This is a genomic window from Pseudonocardia asaccharolytica DSM 44247 = NBRC 16224 (assembly GCF_000423625.1).
GTDB lineage: Bacteria > Actinomycetota > Actinomycetes > Mycobacteriales > Pseudonocardiaceae > Pseudonocardia > Pseudonocardia asaccharolytica.
Window position 1 is genome coordinate 196,236 of the sequence record NZ_AUII01000003.1, and the last position, 17,642, is coordinate 213,877.

Genomic DNA, 17,642 nt, shown 5'->3' on the forward strand with positions numbered 1-17,642 from the left:
CGTGCCTACCGAGCTCCCCGCCACGGGTGCCGTTGGTCCCGTCACCGGCGTCGCGTCGCTGGCCTGGCTGCTGTTCGCGCTGCCCGCGGCGAGCGCCGTGATCCTGTTCGTCGCCGGGCGGCGGGCGAACCGCTGGGGCCACTGGCTCGGCGTCCTGTCCGTCGCCGCCGCGTTCGTCATCGGCGCGTTGATCTTCGTGCAGACCCTCGGGCTCGACCCCGCACAGCGCACCCGCGAGATCTCGCTCTACGAGTGGATCCCCGTCGCCGGGCTGAACATCGACTTCGGGTTCCGGCTCGACCCGCTCTCGCTGACGTTCGTGCTGCTCATCACCGGGGTCGGCGGGTTGATCCACCTCTACTCGGTCGGCTATATGGCCCCGCATGCCACCGACGGCGGCGAGCCGGCGGACGATTCGAGCAGGCGGCGCTTCTTCGCGCAGCTGAACCTGTTCATCGCGGCCATGCTGCTGCTGGTCCTCGGCAACAACTTCGTGCTGCTCTACCTGGGCTGGGAGGGCGTCGGCCTGGCGTCCTACCTGCTCATCGGCTTCTACCAGAACCGCCCGTCCGCGGCGACCGCGGCGAAGAAGGCGTTCCTGATGAACCGCGTCGGCGACGTCGGGCTCGCGCTGGCGATCTTCCTGATCTGGATGGAACTGGGCACCGTCCAGTACACCGACGTGTTCGCCCGGATCGGAGAGGTGCCCGGCGGCACGATCCTTGCGATCACGCTGCTGCTGTTGCTCGGGGCGTGCGGCAAGTCCGGCCAGTTCCCGCTGCAGGCCTGGTTGCCCGACGCGATGGAGGGCCCGACCCCGGTCTCGGCGCTGATCCACGCGGCCACGATGGTCACCGCGGGTGTCTTCCTCGTCGCCCGGATGAACCCGATCTACAACATCACCGAGACCGGGCGCCTCGCCGTCGCGATCATCGGGGTGATCACGTTGCTCATCGGCGCGATCATCGGCTGCGCCTACGACGACATCAAGAAGGTGCTCGCGTACTCGACGGTCAGCCAGATCGGTTACATGATCCTCGCCGTCGGGCTCGGCCCGGCCGGATACGCGCTGGGCATCCTGCACCTGCTGGCCCACGGCTTCTTCAAGGCCGGGCTGTTCCTCGGTGCCGGTTCGGTCATGCACGCCATGCACGACGAGGTGGACATGCGCCGGTTCGGCGGGCTGGCCCGGTACATGCCGATCACCACGGTGACGTTCGGGCTCGGCTACCTCGCCATCATCGGGTTCCCGTTCCTGTCCGGCTACTACACCAAGGACGCGATCATCGCGGCCACCTTCGGGCAGGGCGGCTGGCAGGGCGCCGTGTTCGGCGGGGTGGCGGTGCTCGCCGCGGGGCTCACCGCGTTCTACATGACCCGGCTGGTGCTCATGACGTTCTTCGGCGAGAAGCGCTGGCAGAACCTGCGCGTCGGGGACACCCCGGACGGCGCGCAGTACCACCCGCACGAGTCTCCCGCGGTGATGACCATTCCGATGATCGTCCTCGCGTTCGGTTCGGTAGCCGCGGGTTTCCTGTTGACCTGGGACGGCGCGCTGGTGCGGTGGCTGCAGCCGACGCTCGGCGAGCTCGAGGAGAGCGCGGCGGGGCCGCTGTCGCACACCGCGGTCGCGATCGTGACCGTGGCCGTCTCCGCGCTGGGCGCGCTCATCGCCTACCTGGTGGTCGGCCGCAGGCCGGTCCCGGTGCAGCGGCCGGAGCCGGTCTCGTTCCCGGTTCGCGCCGCGCGCCGCGACCTCTACGCCAACGCGATCAACGAGGTACTCATCGCCCGGCCGGGGATCTGGCTGTCCCGCGCGCTGGTCTACATCGACAACCGCGGGGTGGACGGGCTGGTCAACGGCACCGCCGCCCTGCTCGGGGGCAGCTCGGGCCGGCTGCGCAGGTTGCAGACCGGGTTCGTCCGCTCCTACGCGCTGAGCATGCTCGGCGGCTCGGTCCTGGTCATCGCCGCATTGCTGGCGGTGAGGTTCGCGTGAGGCGCGCCGTCCTGGCCGAGGTATCGCCATGAACACTGGGGGCTCTGTGCTTCTCCTCGTCCTACTGCTGGTGCCGTTGGTCGGCTCACTGGCGGTCGCGCCGCTGCGAAACGACGACCGGGCGGCAAAGCGCGTCGCCTTCGGGATCGCGATCATCGAGCTCACACTGGCCGGCGTGGCCTGGGCGATGTACTCGGTGGCCGACGCGGCGGCCGGGACCCGCTTCCAGCTCGAGTTCGCCTATCCGTGGATCCCCGCCTTCGGCACCAGCTTCGCGCTGGGCGTCGACGGGATCGCGCTGGTCATGATCGCGCTCACCGCCCTGCTGGTGCCGATCGTGATGGGCTTCTCCTGGGAGGAGAAGCTGCCCGAGGGCCGCAGCGCGGCCAGCTTCTTCGCGTTGCTGCTGGCCACCGAGGGCCTGTTGATCGGGGTCTTCGCGGCCACCGACGTCTTCCTGTTCTACGTGTTCTTCGAGGCCATGCTGGTCCCGATGTACTTCCTGATCGGTCGGTTCGGCGGCCCGCGCAGGCAGTACGCCGCGGTGAAGTTCTTCCTGTACTCGCTGCTCGGCGGGCTGGTGATGCTCGCGTCGGTGATCGGGCTGTTCGTCGTCAGCGGCGAGCGGCTGGGGGAGGGCACCTTCACCTGGGCCGAGCTTCAGCGGATCGCCGCGAGCGTGCCCGAGTCCACCCAGATCTGGCTGTTCCTCGGGTTCTTCCTGGCCTTTGCGATCAAGGCGCCGCTGGTGCCGTTCCACACGTGGCTGCCCGACGCCGGTGCCGAGGCCCCCATCGGGGTCGGTGTGCTGCTCGTCGGCGTGCTCGACAAGGTCGGCACATTCGGGTTCCTGCGCTACTGCCTGCCGCTGTTCCCGGCCGCGTCGCGGACCCTCGCGCCGCTGGTGCTGGTCCTCGCGGTGATCGGGGTGCTCTACGGCGCGCTGCTCGCCGTCGCCCAGAGCGACCTGAAGCGGTTCGTCTCCTACACCTCGGTCGCGCACTTCGGGTACATCGCGCTGGGAATCTTCGCGTTCTCCACGCAGGCCTTCGCCGGGTCCGTGCTCTACATGGTCAACCACGGGCTGACCACCGGCATGCTGTTCATCGTGGTCGGCATGCTGATCGCCCGCGGCGGGTCGCGGCTGATCGCCGACTACGGGGGCGTCGCGAAGCTCGCCCCGCTGCTGGCCGGGACGTTTCTGCTCGCGGGCCTCGCCTCGCTGGCGCTGCCGGGAACCAACTCCTTCGTCAGCGAGTTCCTGGTGCTGATCGGCTCGTTCCCGCGCGAGCCCGTCTACACCATCCTGGCCACGGTCGGGATCATCTTTGCGGCGCTCTACATCCTGTGGGTGTACCAACGCACGATGCAGGGTCCGGTGCGCGGCACCGCCGTGCTGGCGGCCCTCGGCGGTCCGGGCGACGGGCCCGGCACCATGCTCGACCCGGCCGTCGCCGTGAAACGCAGGGGGGTCGGCTTCCCCGACCTGTCCAAACGGGAGATCGCGGTGCTGACACCGTTGATCGTGTTGATCGTGGGCCTCGGGTTCTTCCCGGGCCCCGTGCTCGACGTGATCAACCCGTCGGTGGCCGCCACGATGTCTGAGGTCGGGCTGACCGACCCGGTGGGAGGGGTGTCGCGGTGACCGCGGTTCTCTTGGCCCAGGCGCCCCTGATCGAGGCGCCGCCCATCGATTACGCGGCCATCGCGCCGATGCTCATCGTGCTCGGTGGGGCGTGTGTGTCGGTGCTGGCCGAGGCGTTCCTGCCGCGCCACCAGCGCTGGCCGGTCCAGGTGTCGCTCACCCTGGTGGTGCTGGCCTGCGCCGGGATCACGCTCGGGGTGTATGCGGGCGGCAACCCGGCCGGGCTCACCACCCTCGGTGACACGCTGGCCGTCGACCGACCCACGCTGTTCCTGTGGGGCACGCTGCTGTTCCTCGGTCTGGGGAGCGTTCTGGTGATGGCCGACCGGTCCGTCGAGCCGGGCGGGGCGTTCCTCGCCACGGCGGTGTCCCGGGCGCGGGCGGCGGTCGGGGGCGGCTCGGGAGGCGGTCCGGGCGGTACGGTCGGTCCCGAGGACCGCGACTACGGCCGGCCCGGCGAGGCACCGACCATGCAGACCGAGATCTTCCCGTTCGCCCTGTTCGCGCTCGGCGGGATGATGGTCTTCTGCGCGGCGAACGATCTGCTGACGATGTTCATCGCGCTCGAGGTGCTCTCACTGCCGCTGTACATCATGTGCGGTCTGGGCCGCCGCCGCCGGCTGCTCTCCCAGGAGGCGGCGGTCAAGTATTTCCTGCTCGGCGCGTTCGCCTCGGCGTTCTTCCTCTACGGGCTGGCGCTGCTCTACGGCTACGCAGGCTCGGTGCGGCTCACCGCGATCGCCGAGGCGGCGGCCGGTTCGGACCGGTCCGACGCGCTGCTGTTCGGCGGGCTCGCGTTGCTCGTGGTCGGCCTGATGTTCAAGGGTTCGGTCGCTCCGTTCCACACCTGGACCCCCGACGTCTACCAGGGTGCGCCGACTCCGGTCACGGCGTTCATGGCGACCTGCACCAAAGTCGCCGCGTTCGGCGCCATCATGCGGGTGCTCTTCGTGGCCTTCGGCAGCACCCGCTGGGAATGGCGCGGAGTGCTGTGGGCCATCGCGATCGTGTCGATGGTCGTCGGGGCGGTGCTCGGTCTGACCCAGACCGATATCAAGCGGATGATCGCCTACTCCTCGATCGCGCACGCGGGCTTCCTGCTGCTCGGGGCGATGACGATCACTGAGGCCGGTACCGCGGGCACGCTGTTCTACCTGCTCGCCTACGGGTTCACGACGCTGGCGGTCTTCGCCGTGATCTCGTTGGTCCGCACCGCCGACGGGGAGGCGGGGCATCTGTCGCAGTGGGCCGGGCTGGCCAGGCGGTCGCCCCTGCTGGCCGCGGTCATGACGTTCCTGCTGCTCGCTCTCGCCGGGATCCCGTTGACCAGCGGGTTCACCGCGAAGTTCGCGGTGTTCTCGGCGGCCCTGGAGGACGGGATGGCGCCGCTGGTCGTGATCGCGCTGGTCGCCAGCGCGATCGCCGCGTTCTACTACGTCCGCGTGATCGTCTTGATGTACTTCAGCGATCCGGCGCCGGACGGGCCTACGGTGACGGTGCCCGGTGCCTTCACCACCGTGGCGATCACCCTCGGGGTCCTCATCACGCTGCTGCTGGGCATCGTTCCGTCGCTGGCCTTGGACTGGGCCGGCGGAGGCACGTTCGTAGGCTGACCGGGTGGACACGCACAGCGTCGCCGGCGTCGAGCTCGGCGATCCCGATCTGGCCGTGGCAGCGGCCGACGCCCTGAAACGGGTCGAGGATCTGCTGCACCGCGAGGTGCACAGCGACTACCGGTTCGTCACCGAGACCTCGCTGCATCTCATCGATGCCGGCGGTAAGCGGTTCCGACCGCTGTTCACGCTGCTCGGGGCGAATATCGGGCCGCGGCCCGACTCCGACGAGGTGATCGTCGCGGCGGCCGTCGTCGAACTGATCCACCTGGCGACCCTGTACCACGACGACGTGATGGACTCGGCGACGATGCGCCGCGGGGCGGAGAGCGCCAATTCCCGGTGGGACAACACCGTCGCGATCCTGACCGGGGACTTCCTGTTCGCGCACGCGTCGCGGCTCGTGGCCGATCTCGGGCCGGACGCGGTGCGGATCATCGCCGAGACCTTCGCCGAGCTCGTCACCGGCCAGATGCGCGAGACCCGCGGCCCCGGCCCGGACGACGATCCGGTGGAGCACTACCTCACCGTCATCGCCGAGAAGACCGGCTCGCTCATCGCCACGGCCGGGCTCTACGGGGGCATGTTCTCCGGCTGCACCCGGGCGCAGGTGGATTCGTTGCGCCGGTTCGGCGCGACGATCGGGACCGCGTTCCAGATCTCCGACGACGTCATCGACATCGCCTCGCCGTCGGACAGCTCCGGGAAGACGCCCGGCACCGACCTGCGCGAGGGCGTGCATACGCTGCCGATGCTCTATGCGCTGCAAGAGACCGGCTCGGCCGCCGATCGGCTGCGGGTGCTGCTGGCCGGCCCGATCACCGACGATGCCGAGGTCGATGAGGCCCTCACGCTGCTGCGTGCCGGTTCCGGGTTGGTCCGCGCCCGGGAGACACTCGCCGGCTTCGCGGCCGTGGCGAGAGCCGAGCTGGCGAAGCTGCCCGGCTGCCCGGCCACGTCCGCTCTGGCGGTGCTGACGTCCTATGTGGTCGACCGCACCGGCTGACCTCGAGAGAAGCGGCGTGCCGCGTCATGCCGCGGGGTGGGCCTCCCGATAGGCGGCGAGAACGCTTGCCGGGATGCGGCCCCGGTCGGAAACCTTGTGGCCCGCCCGCAGCGCCCACTCGCGGATCTCGGCGCTGCGCTTCCGGTCGCTACTGGCCCGCCGCATGGCGGTCCGCCGGGCGCCGCCGGGCACCCTGCGCGCGGCCTCGATGAACGGCGCCAGTGCATTACGGAACCGCACAGCGTTTTCGCTCGACAGATCGATCTCGTATGCCTTGCCCTCGACCGCGAAGCCGATAGTTTCCGCCGCCCTCTTACCGTCGAGATCGTCAATGAGGATGACCTCTTCAATGCGTGCCATACGGCCACCGCCTTTCCCTCACGAATAGACGCTGGAAAGGCCACGATAGGCGATATTGCGGGTAGAGGCGAACAGAAACGCTGTGCCACCCCCCACTACGGTTGTAGAGGCGCATTTCTGCGGGTCCAGTGGCCTACCGCGGGCCTCGGCGGGCCAGAGCGCCCGCGGTGCGCGGACTGCGCGCGCCGCGGGCGGTGCCGAGCGCCGAACTGCTGCCGGTCGCCGAACTCGTAATACCGCGACTCGGTCGCGGAAACACCCCGACTCGCGGGAAGAGGTTGGCCTCAGCCCGCGATGGTCCAGGTGTCGCGGCCGTTGAGCAGGGTTTGCAGGTCGGCGGCGGTGTGGTGTTTGGCCTGGTCGAGCTGGTGGCGGACGGCGTCGTCGTAGGTGGTGCGGGTGGTGTCGCGGAAGATGCCCACCACGGTGTGGTTGAGGTCCTGGTCGGACAGCCGCGACAGGGCGAAGGCGAGGTTGTGGTCGGTCTGGTCGTGGACCACGATCTGGGCGGGGTCGATCTCGTCGGTTGCGGCGACGGTGAGCCCGAACCCGTCGCGGACCACGGCGTAGCGGGGCTGGCCGTCGGGGCCGGGGGGGCCGAAGCGGATCGGCTCCCCGTGGGTCAGCGGGATCAGCCGCTGGTCGGCGGTGTCGGGTTTGCGCAGCACGTCGAAGCTGCCGTCGTTGAAGATCGGGCAGTCCTGGTAGATCTCGACCAGGGCGGCGCCGCGGTGCGCGGCTGCGGCGGCCAGGACCGCGGTGAGGTGTTTGCGGTCGGAGTCCAGGGCGCGGCCGACGAAGCCGGCCTCGGCGCCCAGCGCGAGCGAGACCGGGTTGAACGGTTGGTCGATCGAGCCCACCGGGGTGGACTTGGTGACCTTGCCGACCTCGCTGGTGGGGGAGTACTGGCCCTTGGTCAGCCCGTAGATCCGGTTGTTGAACAGCAGGATGGTGAGGTTGACATTCCGGCGTAGCGCGTGGATGAGGTGGTTGCCGCCGATCGAGAGCGCGTCGCCGTCCCCGGTGACCACCCACACGCTCAGGTCCGGGCGGGTGACCGCGAGCCCGGTGGCGATGGTCGGGGCGCGGCCGTGGATGGAGTGCATCCCGTAGGTGTTGAGGTAGTAGGGGAACCGCGAGCTGCAGCCGATCCCGGAGACGAACACGGTGTTCTCCCGGCGGATGCCCAGGGTGGGCAGGAACGCCCGGACCGCGGCGAGCACGGCGTAGTCGCCGCAGCCCGGGCACCAGCGCACCTCCTGGTCGCTGGTGTAGTCGCGGGCGGTCTGCTTGTCTTCGGTGGTGGGGACGCCGTGCAGCCCGCCGATGCCCGGCAGCCCCAGGTTCAGGGCGTTCACGCTGCCTCCTCCGCGCGCACAGATGCCTCGGTCACGATGCCGTCTCCGCGGGTCATGCCGGTACTTCCTGTCTGCCGTGGCCCTGGCCGTTGCCGTTGCCGTGGCCGGGGTGGGCCGGGGTGGGGCCGTCGAGGTGGCCCAGGATCACCTCTTGCAGCTCCTGGGCCCGGAACGGCAGCCCGGCCACCTTGGTGTAGGACCGGGCGTCGATCAGGTAGCGGGCGCGTAGCAGCAGCGCCAGCTGCCCGAGGTTCATCTCCGGCACCAGCACCCGGCGGTAGCGCCCGAGCAGCGCGCCGAGGTTGGCCGGCAGCGGGTTGAGGTGGCGCAGGTGCGCGGTGGCCACCGGGTGGCCGAGGTTGCGCACCCGGCGGGCGGCGGCGCCGATCGGCCCGTAGGTCGAGCCCCAGCCCAGCACCAGCAGCGGCGCGTCCCCGGTCGGGTCGTCGACCTCGAGATCGGGCACCGGGATGTGGTCGATCTTGGCCTGGCGGAGCCGGACCATCCGGTCGTGGTTGTCCGGGTCGTAGGAGATCACCCCGCGCCCGTCGGCCTTCTCCAGCCCGCCGAGCCGGTGCTCGCACCCCGGGGTGCCCGGGGTCGCCCACGGCCGGGCATGGGTGTGCGGGTCGCGCAGATACGGCCAGAACTCCTCCGAGCCGTCGGGGGCGTTGGGTGCGGTGGCGAACCCCGGGTCCACCGGGGGCAGGGCGGCGGCATCGGGCACCCGCCACGGCTCCGACCCGTTGGCCAGCGAGCCGTCCGAGAGCAGGATCACCGGGGTCCGGTAGGTGATCGCGATCGCGGCGGCCTCCAGCGCGGCGTCGAAACAGTCCCCCGGACTCTGCGGGGCGATCACCGGTACCGGCGCCTCCCCGTTGCGTCCGTACATCGCCTGCAGCAGATCGGCCTGCTCGGTCTTGGTCGGCAACCCGGTGGACGGGCCGCCGCGCTGCACGTCGATGATCAGCAGCGGCAGTTCCAGGGCCACCGCCAGCCCGATCGTCTCGGACTTCAGGCTGATCCCGGGCCCAGAGGTGGTGGTCACCCCCAGCGCCCCGCCGAAGCTCGCGCCCAGCGCCGCCCCGACCCCGGCGATCTCGTCCTCGGCCTGGAACGTGGTCACCCCGAAGGCCTTGTGCCGGGCCAGCTCGTGCAGGATGTCGGAGGCCGGGGTGATCGGGTACGAGCCCAGGAACACCGGCAGCCCGCTGGTCTGCCCGGCCGCGACGATCCCGTACGCGAGGGCGGTGTTCCCGGTGATCTGCCGGTAGGTGCCCACCGCCAGCTTGGCCGGGGGCACCTCGTAGGTGACCGCGAAGCTCTCGGTGGTCTCCCCGTAGGCGTGCCCGGCGCGGAAGGCCAGGATGTTGGCCTCGGCCAGCTCCGGGCGGCGGGCGAACTTCTCCCGCAGGAACCGCTCGGTGCCCTCGTGCGGCCGGTGATACATCCACGACAGCAGCCCCAGGGCGAACATGTTCTTCGCCCGCTCGGCGTCCTTCTTGGGCAACCCGGTCTCGGCCAGCGCGCCCCGGGCCAGCGTGGCCATCGCCACCGGATGCACCTGATACTGGGCCAGCGAGCCGTCCTCCAGCGGATCGGCCTCATACCCGACCTTGGCCAGGTTCCGCCGGGTGAACTCGTCGGTGTTGACGATCAACACCCCACCCGGGGGCAGATCGGCCAGGTTCGCCTTCAACGCCGCCGGGTTCATCGCCACCAGCACATCCGGGCGATCCCCGGGGGTGAGGATGTCGTAGTCGGCGAAGTGCAGCTGGAAGCTCGACACCCCCGGCAACGTGCCGGCCGGCGCCCGGATCTCCGCGGGGAAACTCGGCAACGTGGACAGATCATTGCCGAACGCCGCCGTCTCCGCGGTGAACCGGTCACCGGTGAGCTGCATCCCGTCCCCGGAGTCCCCGGCGAACCGGATCACCACCCTGTCACGCTTCTGGACCGTCCGCCCGTTGGCGGGGGAACCCGCCGCTGGACGATCAACGGCGGTATCGCTAGACGTCATGTCGAGGTCAGTCCCTCGGTTCAAAAGTAGGAAGGAGCCAACATGGCGAGGTTAACTCCCCGTGTCTTGTAGTGTCTTCGTACCCTGCCTGAGGTCACAGCGAACCGTTCGGCCCAGCGGAACATCACCGTTTGCTGATCTTCTTCTGCAGCGCCTCGACCCGTTCCTGGAAGGCCGCCGAACGGACGGACGCAGCCTGAGCGCGCACCTCGAGCTCGGTGGCGTCGGCGTGTGCGGTCATCGCGGCGGTGATCCGCATGCTCGCCTTCGTCGTCGTGATCAGGTCGCGCGGCGCCGCGGCGGCGCGGGCCGCGAGGTCCAGGGCGCCGGCGCGCAGCCCTTCGTCGCCGGCGTAGCGGCGCCAGACCAGCCCCACCCGTTCGGCCTCCGCCGCGTCGAGGACGTCGCAGAACAGCGTCATCGCGGCGGCGCCCTGCGGGCCGAGGATCCGATCGATCATCCACGTGTAGCCGCCGCCGGGGTGCAGGCCGAGCTGCATGAAGCGGGTGTCGAATCGGGCGGACGGCCCGGCGAGCCGGACGTCGCAGGCCAGCGCGAGGTTGAGTCCGGCGCCGACGGCGGGTCCGTTCACCGCGGCGATCGTCGGCAGCGGGAAGTTCGCGACCTCGAGAAAGCCCGAGTACACGGTCTTGAGCGTGTCGGGGTCGGCGTTCTGTAGCTCGGAGAGGTCACCACCCGCGCAGAACGCCGGCGGCTCGCCGGTGAGGACGACGGCGCCGATTTCCTCGTCGGCGGCCGCGGCCTGCAGCGCGGCGACGAGCTTCGCCGACAGCTCCAGGTCGAGCGCGTTTCGTCGCTGCGGATTGGACAGCGTCAGGAGTGCGACCCGGTCGCTGATCTCGGTGCGGACCTCGGCGCTCATGACGCGATCCCGGCGAGCACATCGTGATTGGCCATGTCGGTCATCCTGCCCGCTCGATTACCGTCGGCCGGGTGTCAGGTTCGATCTCACAGACCGCTGCCTCTGCTGTCCCTGCCGATGCGGCCGACCGGCCCGTACCGCATCCCGACGCGCCCTCGCCCGGTACTCCCCTTGACCAGCACTATGCCCACTGCTTCGGCTGCGGCGATCTCGAACACGGTCTTCGGATGCGGTTCGTCGCGGGCGAGGACCTGAGCCTGACCGGCACCTTCACGGTCGCCCCGGAGCATCAGGGCGCCCCGGGACTGGCCCACGGCGGCCTGCTCACCACAGCGTTCGACGAGGCGCTCGGTGCGTTGCAGGTCTTCTTCCGGGAGCCCGCGGTGACCGCTGAGCTGAGCACGCGGTTCCGGCGTCCGGTGCCCGTCGGGTCGACCCTGTACCTCGCCGCGCGGGTGGATCGCAAGGAGGGCCGCAAGCTCTGGGTGAGCGCGACCGGCCGACTCGACGCCCCCGACGGGCCGCTCGCGGCGGAGTCCAGCGCGCTGTTCCTCGTCGTGCCCATCGAGCACTTCGTCCGGCACGGCCGGGCGCAGGAGGTGGCGGCCGCGGGACTTCCGGCCGGCCAGTACCGCGAGGTCAACCCCTGACCGGAACGCTGGCCGTCCGAGGGTCGTTCACCCGATGGGACCGATGGTGGGTCCCGGAAGGACGGAACCTCCGGTGCACAGGCACGTGAACGGGCTGAAGACCGCCCTGTTGCTCGGCGGGATGAGCGCGCTCGTGGTGGGGATCGGGTCGCTGTTCGGCCGAACCGGGTTGGTCATCGCGGTGATCGTCGCGTTGGGTGTGAACGGCTTCGCCTACTTCAACTCGGCGAAGCTCGCGTTGCGGGCGATGCACGCGCGGCCGATCACCGAGGCCGAGCACCCGGGGATGTACCGGGTCGTCCGCGAGCTGAGCCAGGCCGCTCGCCAGCCGATGCCGCAGCTCTACCTCAGCCCCACCGATGCACCCAACGCGTTCGCCACCGGGCGCAACCCACGTAACGCCGCCGTCTGCGCCACGACCGGCCTGCTGGAGATCCTCAACGAGCGTGAGCTGCGAGCCGTGCTCGGGCACGAGCTCAGCCACGTCTACAACCGCGACATCCTGATCTCCTCCGTGGCCGGTGCCATGGCCACCATGGTGAGTTTCCTGGCCAATATGGCGATGTTCGCCGGACTGTTCGGGGGCGACGACGAGGATCGGCCGAACCCCATCGCGATGATCCTGATCGTATTGCTCGGGCCGATCGCGGCCGGCGTGGTGCAGATGGCGGTCAGCCGCTCCCGGGAGTACCAGGCCGACGCCTCCGGCGCTCGGCTCACCGGCGACCCGCTCGCGCTCGCCTCGGCGCTGCGCAAGCTGCAGCGCGGGACGCAGCTCGCGCCGCTCCCGCCGGAGCCGCAGCTGGTGTCGCAGTCGCATCTGATGATCGCCAACCCGTTCCGGCCCGGCGAGCAGATGGCGCGGTTGTTCTCCACGCACCCGCCGATCGAGGAGCGCATCCGCCGCCTGGAACGAATGGTCTGAACCCTGATTGTCGGTGCGCTGCGTCATCCTGGTGACGTGCAGGAGATGTCGACGGCCAGCGAGTACGGCCTCCTCCGCGGGCCCGGAACCGGCTTCCGGCTCGACCGTTTCCCTCCTGGCGCCAACCTGGCGCCGTTGGTCGAGCGACATTGGCTGGTCAGCTGGGAGCTGCCCGAGGGACGGACGGGCTCGGCCACGCTGCTGCCCCACCCCTGTGTGAACCTGGTGCTCGACCGGGGCCGGCTGGGAATCGCCGGCGTCGGGCTCGAGCGATTCACCTACTCCTTTCGGAGCCAGGGTCGGGTGTTCGGCACGAAGTTCCGGCCCGGCGGCTTCCGGGGGTGCCTGTCCGCGCCGGTCTCGAGTCTGACGGGGAGGTTGCTGCCCGCCGAGCAGCTGTGGGGGCCGTCCGCCGTCGCGCTGGCGGCATCGCTGACCGGTCCGGTCGAAAACCTGATCGCGCAGGTCGAGGAGTTCCTCCGGGCCCGAATGCCGGCGCCGGACCCGAACGTGGAGCTGGTCGGACAGATCGTCGCGGCGCTGCTGTTCGACCGCACGATCACCCGTGTCGACGACGTGACGGCGCGGTTCGGAGTGGCCCCGCGGACCCTGCAGCGACTGTTCGCGCGCTACGTCGGGGTCAGCCCGAAATGGGTGCTTCGTCGTTACCGGTTACACGAGGCAGCGGCCCGGCTGGCGGAGGGGCACGACCGGCCCTGGGCCGAGGTCGCCGCCGAGCTGGGCTATTTCGACCAGCCACATTTCATCCGTGACTTCACCGCGGCAGTCGGGCTGACGCCGGTCGCCTACGCGCAGCTGTGCCGACGCGAGCAGGCGCCGGTGCGGGCCTGATCGCAGCTGACCGCCCGTCCGGCCGGAGCCGGAGGTTCCCCAACCGGGATCGGCGACCGTCCTGGCTGTGGCCGCCCCTGCTGGGCCGGGGCGGCCGGTCTCGTCAGCGGTAGTTGACGAACTGCAGCGCGATCCCGAAATCCTTGCTCTTGAGCAGCGTGATGACGGCCTGCAGGTCGTCCTTCTTCTTTCCCGAGACGCGCAGCTGATCGCCCTGAATCTGGGCCTGCACGCCCTTGAGCTTCTCGTCGCGGATGGTCTTGCTGATCTCCTTGGCCTTGTCCGCGGCGATGCCCTGCAGGATCTTGCCGTTGACCTTGTAGGTCTTGCCCGACACCGCGGGGTCGCCCGCCTCGAAGGCCTTCAGCGAGATGCCCCGCTTGATCAGTTTCTCCTTGAAGACGTCGACGGCTGCCTTCGCCCGCTCCTCGGTGCCGGACTCGATCGTGATCGCCTCGTCGCCGGACCAGGAGATGGAGGTGTCGGTGCCGCGGAAGTCGAAGCGTTGCGAAAGCTCCTTGGCCGCCTGGTTGAGGGCATTGTCGACCTCCTGCCGATCGACCTTGCTCACCACGTCGAACGACGGGTCGGCCATGTTGTCCTCCTCTAGACCGGGCCCGGAGTGAACCCGGATCATCGGCTGTCGTATCCTTGCTTCCGCGCCAAGCGCACCCCGGCAGGTTGCCCGAGTGGCCAAAGGGAGCGGACTGTAAATCCGTCGGCTTAGCCTACGAAGGTTCGAATCCTTCACCTGCCACACCCTGCGAGAACGGCCCCTGACCAGCGGAAACGCAGGACAGGGGCTGTTTCGTCCCGTCCGGCTCTGTCTGGCTGGCGTCCCCTCTCCACGGGTGTTCACGGACGCGATCATGAAGCACCCTCACGGAGAGCTTGCTCCACCCGCCGGCGCGATGCGTCGTCCTGGCCGGCGATGCACTTCGCGTAGACGCGCAGGAGGACGTTCACGCTGTGGCCGGCCCACTCTGCGACCTGGGGCGCCGGGACGCCGCCGTTCAGCCACGTGGAGACTGCGGCGTGTCGGAGGTCGTATGGGCGACGAGCGAGCGGCGAGACGAACTCCTCGGGCGAGAGGGCAGCAGCGCGAGCAGCCGACCAGATGCGGCCGTACAGGCTCTCGGACAGCGGTCCGCCTCGAACGCCACGGAAGAGCCGGCCGCCGTCGGTCGTGCCGTGCTCGGTGAGGTGCTCCCGCAGGAGTGCAGTCAGCTCAGGCGGCGCCGGGACGATCCGGACCTCATCAACGCCACGATGCTTGAGCTGGCGAGGCTCCCGACGCGTGCCTGACTCGCTCCACGACCGACCGGCAGATGGCGCCGAGGTGCTCAGGTAGAGCTCGCCCCATCCGGACTCCGGCAACGACAGGGCCTCCTTGTGGAGGTCCACCGCCTCCGCCGGGCGTAACCCGGAGTAGTACATGACGGCGAAGAACGCAACGAGCGCGCCGCCTGACTGCTGTTGCCGAACAGCTTTGAGCAACGCCTTGGCCTGGGCGTGGTTCAGCACTACCCGGGGGTTCACCGCCTCGGCGATCTTCGGGCCTTCCAGCGGAGTGACGCGATCGGGTTGCCCTGGAGGTGCCCCAGTTCGACTGCGTACTCCACCGCGTTGTAGAAGATCGCTCGCTTCCGGCTGACCGTCGAAGCGGCGGCCGGTCGCCCGTCCATGCGTAGAGCGAGCGCGTCCAGCGCCGGCCGGAGAACCGCAGGATCGGCGAGATCAGCCACCGGACGTGTGCTCGCAGCGACCCACCGCTCTGCCCGGACCAGGTGGTCGTCCGGGGCGCCGGCAGCACGTCGACGGGCGTTGAAGGACCAGCCGTAGAGCACGGCCCGGAGCGCCGTTGCGCTCGGTCGGCTCTTCGTCGAAGTGAGGAGAGCGGGCGTGACGGTCGCGAGTGCGTCGGCGATCCCCTGCTGGCTCTTGCCCGCCGCATGCGGCCACTTCATGTCCACGTAGGCGCAAGCGTGGTCGTACCAACTGATCCGGACCGGTTCCGTGCGTCGCCGATATACGGGCTGCCCGGTCGCTATGTCGAAGGGCTCACCCTGTCTGGTCAGGCTCAGCAGATCCGCGCGGAAGCTCTCGGCGAGTGCGCGGGTGGTGAAGCTCTCGTGCCACTCCTTACCGGCGACCAGCCAGCGCACGCGGTAGGTTGTCCCGCTCTTCCACGCCCGCTTGCTGATGCCCCAGATCCGCACCTCGTACGTGGCCTCGCCACCGCTGGTCATGCGGCGTCCATCAACCCAGCGAGCCAAGTTTCGAAGTCGTCGCGTCGGATTCGAATCGCCCCGTTCGGGAGCCGAATGCAGCGCGGAGCCTTCCCGACCTGCCGCCACTGGTAGAAGGTCGAGCGGGCCACCTGCAGCTCCGCGCAGAGCTGATCCACCGTTAGCTGCTCGACCACCGTCCGAGCCTTCCGCACGGTCTTGCTCATGCTGCCTCGCTTTCGGTTGCCGAACGGTTCTGGTGGGGTGGCTCGCCCGCGGTGAGGAGGGCGGCGTCGTAGTCGGCGCGCCATCGTTGCCGCTGGTGGATCGCGTGCAGCAGGAGCACGGGGCGGGGTGGGACGTCGGTGTCGCCGGGGCGGGTGCGCTCCCATTCGAACGGGCCGTCGTCGACGGCGTGGGCGGGCTGGATGCCGGCGCGGGCGAGCAGTTGCCGAACGAACTCGGCGCGTTCGGCGCGGTGATCGGTCAGGGACTTGTTCGACCACTTGCGGGAGACGAGGACCCGGCGGCCGGCGATGCCGAGGTGTTCGGGCCGGTGGGCCTTGCCCTTGCAGCGCCCCGAGGTCATGGACAGTCGGGCGCCCTTGGGTTGGATGCCGTAGAGCAGCCAGATCGCACACCGCGGCGAGCACGGAGTGACGGCGAGTTCAGCGGTCAGGCGCCGCACGTGCTCGCGCTTGCGCGCAGAGGTGGTGTCGTCGAGGCCGGCGGCCTGGCCGATGCTCTTGGTCAGGTAGCCGATGCGCCGGCCGGCCTCCTCGGTGCCGCCGAGGATGCCCTTGACGTGCACCTGGGCGCCGAAGGTGACGGTGTGCGCCGGTTCGGGGAGCACGTCCGGGTCGGTGGCCTGCTCCCAGGTGGGCAGGGGTTCGCGGGTGTCGGGGTCGACGAACCCCTTGACCTGGTCGTCCCAGCGGGGCAGCCGGTCGCCGGTGTAGCGGAGCTCGTCGTGGGGCGGCCACCAGACCTGGTGGTAGGTGGCCGCGACGAGGGCGCGGAGTTCGGTGCGGGGGATGGTGCCGCGGATCGCGGCGTGGAGGTGCGGAGCGCCCCGCTTCTGGGGTTCGACGGTGCCGAAGTATTGGACGTCCCAGCCGACGCAGCGGCGGGTGTTCTGCCAGAACCGGTCCACCAGCCGCGGGAAGGGGATCGCGTCGCGGGCGGCGCGGCGGTAGTCGTAGGCGTCGGGGTCGAGGGCGGCGCTGTCGGCGTCCACCCGCCCGTAGGAGTCCAGGGTCAACATGAGGAAGGTGGAGGGCCGGTAGCGGCCGCCGTAGACCTGCCGGAGGGTGCGGTTCTCCACCCGGCGTCGCGGGAGGTTGGGTGCGTCCTGGCGCCGGCGGGTCGACCGCGTCAGCGCGGGGGCGGGGATCGAGCGGGGCCAGCGGGCCGCGGATACCGGCGGCGCGGATCTCGGCGTCCAGTTCCGCGACGACCTCCCGGATCTCTTCGAACGCCTCCTCGTCGCCGTCCTGTCGGGCGGCGGTGTAGGGCGGCGTGCAGGTCCACGCGAGCGGCCAGCAGGTCCTTCTGTGCCTCACTCGGGGCGGCCGGGGTCGGCACGGGCTCGTGCTCGAGGTGCCAGCCCTCGCGGCATTGGACCATCCGCAGCCGCCGCGCCTTGTCCGCGCAGGGCCGGCACTGGTCCTCGCGGGTGGACCCGCAGGGGACCGGGACGACGTCGACTTTCCCGGTGGTGAGGTCGATGCGGCGCAGCGCCAGCGGGCGCACACAGACGCCGTGGTCCTCAGCGAGCTGCCGGGCGACGTCGGTGGACAGGGCCAGGAGGGCCTTCCGCGCGTGGGTGAGCTGGTCCTGATCGATCGATTCGGACGGCCCGTCCGTGGCCGGTTCGAGGGGAGCGGGGTGGGTCACGCGGCCTCCTTCGCGGGGGTCGACGCGACAGGTTGAGAGACGGTCGGGAGGGTTCGCGGCGCGGGAGCGGCGGCGAGGTAGCCGGCCAGGTCGTCGAGGTCGGCATCGGTGATTCGGTAGGCGCGGACCCGCTCGACCGCGCGGCGGCCGTCGGTGCAGATCCAGGCCACGCCGGGGGTCTCCTGGCTGATCAGGTGCGCGGCCGCG

General features: G+C 70.2%; 18 protein-coding genes and 1 tRNA gene. 8 read left to right on the forward strand and 11 right to left on the reverse strand.

Going from position 1 to position 17,642, the window contains the following annotated elements; translation table 11 throughout:
* The first annotated feature begins 1 nt into the window (after position 1).
* Genes nuoL through G567_RS0105035 form a run of 4 tightly spaced genes read left to right on the forward strand, consistent with a single transcriptional unit; the run spans position 2 to position 6,263 of the window.
* On the forward strand, positions 2-1,999 hold the full coding sequence (gene nuoL, locus G567_RS0105020; protein ID WP_028929116.1) for an NADH-quinone oxidoreductase subunit L: 1,998 nt from the start codon (positions 2-4) through the stop codon (positions 1,997-1,999).
* Positions 2,000-2,027: 28 nt separating this feature from the next.
* Positions 2,028-3,644 (forward strand): NADH-quinone oxidoreductase subunit M, encoded by a 1,617-nt coding sequence (locus G567_RS0105025; protein ID WP_037055893.1) that lies wholly within the window; start codon positions 2,028-2,030, stop codon positions 3,642-3,644.
* Positions 3,641-5,257, forward strand: coding sequence for an NADH-quinone oxidoreductase subunit NuoN (gene nuoN, locus G567_RS0105030; RefSeq protein ID WP_028929118.1), 1,617 nt, complete (start codon positions 3,641-3,643; stop codon positions 5,255-5,257). The genes G567_RS0105025 and nuoN overlap by 4 nt, the downstream gene beginning before the upstream one ends.
* 4 nt (positions 5,258-5,261) lie before the next feature.
* Positions 5,262-6,263 carry a polyprenyl synthetase family protein gene (locus G567_RS0105035; RefSeq protein ID WP_028929119.1) on the forward strand — a complete coding sequence of 334 codons (1,002 nt, stop codon included), beginning with the start codon at positions 5,262-5,264 and terminating at the stop codon, positions 6,261-6,263.
* 24 nt (positions 6,264-6,287) lie between these two features.
* On the opposite strand, the gene G567_RS0105040 is transcribed toward G567_RS0105035, so the two are convergent.
* From G567_RS0105040 to G567_RS0105055, 4 genes are all read right to left on the reverse strand, one after another.
* Complete coding sequence (locus G567_RS0105040; protein WP_028929120.1) at positions 6,288-6,623, reverse strand: histone-like nucleoid-structuring protein Lsr2; 336 nt, start codon at positions 6,621-6,623, stop codon at positions 6,288-6,290.
* A 284-nt stretch (positions 6,624-6,907) separates the two neighbouring features.
* Positions 6,908-7,981 carry a 2-oxoacid:ferredoxin oxidoreductase subunit beta gene (locus G567_RS0105045; RefSeq protein ID WP_028929121.1) on the reverse strand — a complete coding sequence of 358 codons (1,074 nt, stop codon included), beginning with the start codon at positions 7,979-7,981 and terminating at the stop codon, positions 6,908-6,910.
* Positions 7,982-8,033: 52 nt separating this feature from the next.
* Positions 8,034-10,001 carry a 2-oxoacid:acceptor oxidoreductase subunit alpha gene (locus tag G567_RS26880; protein ID WP_051232318.1) on the reverse strand — a complete coding sequence of 656 codons (1,968 nt, stop codon included), beginning with the start codon at positions 9,999-10,001 and terminating at the stop codon, positions 8,034-8,036.
* Positions 10,002-10,125: 124 nt separating this feature from the next.
* The gene (locus G567_RS0105055) at positions 10,126-10,884 is read right to left on the reverse strand and encodes an enoyl-CoA hydratase (protein WP_028929122.1); all 759 of its coding nucleotides are present in this window, start codon (positions 10,882-10,884) and stop codon (positions 10,126-10,128) included.
* Positions 10,885-11,111: 227 nt separating this feature from the next.
* Here G567_RS0105055 and G567_RS26885 point away from each other — a divergent pair, with 227 nt between their 5' ends.
* The 3 genes from G567_RS26885 (at position 11,112) to G567_RS0105070 (ending at position 13,311) form a co-directional block, all read left to right on the forward strand.
* On the forward strand, positions 11,112-11,534 hold the full coding sequence (locus G567_RS26885; RefSeq protein ID WP_307724110.1) for a PaaI family thioesterase: 423 nt from the start codon (positions 11,112-11,114) through the stop codon (positions 11,532-11,534).
* Positions 11,535-11,607: 73 nt separating this feature from the next.
* Positions 11,608-12,459 (forward strand): zinc metalloprotease HtpX, encoded by an 852-nt coding sequence (htpX, locus tag G567_RS0105065; RefSeq protein WP_028929123.1) that lies wholly within the window; start codon positions 11,608-11,610, stop codon positions 12,457-12,459.
* A gap of 45 nt (positions 12,460-12,504) precedes the next feature.
* Positions 12,505-13,311 carry a helix-turn-helix domain-containing protein gene (locus tag G567_RS0105070; RefSeq protein ID WP_037056001.1) on the forward strand — a complete coding sequence of 269 codons (807 nt, stop codon included), beginning with the start codon at positions 12,505-12,507 and terminating at the stop codon, positions 13,309-13,311.
* A gap of 103 nt (positions 13,312-13,414) precedes the next feature.
* Here G567_RS0105070 and G567_RS0105075 read toward each other — a convergent pair whose 3' ends face one another.
* A complete protein-coding gene (locus tag G567_RS0105075; protein WP_028929125.1) occupies positions 13,415-13,906 on the reverse strand; it encodes a YajQ family cyclic di-GMP-binding protein in 492 nt (163 codons plus the stop codon).
* 80 nt (positions 13,907-13,986) lie between these two features.
* On the opposite strand from G567_RS0105075, the gene G567_RS0105080 reads away from it, so the two are divergent.
* Positions 13,987-14,068: transfer RNA gene (locus tag G567_RS0105080), tRNA-Tyr, on the forward strand.
* 110 nt (positions 14,069-14,178) lie between these two features.
* Here G567_RS0105080 and G567_RS35950 read toward each other — a convergent pair.
* From G567_RS35950 to G567_RS35385, 6 genes are read right to left on the reverse strand one after another with little or no spacing between them, the layout of a single operon-like run.
* A complete protein-coding gene (locus G567_RS35950) occupies positions 14,179-14,850 on the reverse strand; it encodes a tyrosine-type recombinase/integrase (RefSeq protein ID WP_245585544.1) in 672 nt (223 codons plus the stop codon).
* Entirely contained in the window at positions 14,847-15,560 is a 714-nt protein-coding gene (locus G567_RS35955) for a hypothetical protein (RefSeq protein ID WP_245585545.1), read from the reverse strand. The genes G567_RS35950 and G567_RS35955 overlap by 4 nt, the downstream gene beginning before the upstream one ends.
* Positions 15,557-15,766: a helix-turn-helix transcriptional regulator gene (locus G567_RS0105090; RefSeq protein WP_037055894.1), complete on the reverse strand. Its 210-nt coding sequence runs from the start codon at positions 15,764-15,766 to the stop codon at positions 15,557-15,559. Before G567_RS0105090 ends, G567_RS35955 begins: the two co-directional genes overlap by 4 nt.
* Positions 15,763-16,932: a replication initiator gene (locus tag G567_RS26895; RefSeq protein ID WP_342662906.1), complete on the reverse strand. Its 1,170-nt coding sequence runs from the start codon at positions 16,930-16,932 to the stop codon at positions 15,763-15,765. The genes G567_RS0105090 and G567_RS26895 overlap by 4 nt, the downstream gene beginning before the upstream one ends.
* Positions 16,914-17,435 carry a replication initiator gene (locus tag G567_RS36815; RefSeq protein ID WP_342662905.1) on the reverse strand — a complete coding sequence of 174 codons (522 nt, stop codon included), beginning with the start codon at positions 17,433-17,435 and terminating at the stop codon, positions 16,914-16,916. Before G567_RS36815 ends, G567_RS26895 begins: the two co-directional genes overlap by 19 nt.
* Complete coding sequence (locus tag G567_RS35385; protein WP_186814173.1) at positions 17,432-17,605, reverse strand: hypothetical protein; 174 nt, start codon at positions 17,603-17,605, stop codon at positions 17,432-17,434. Before G567_RS35385 ends, G567_RS36815 begins: the two co-directional genes overlap by 4 nt.
* Positions 17,606-17,642 lie beyond the last annotated feature (37 nt).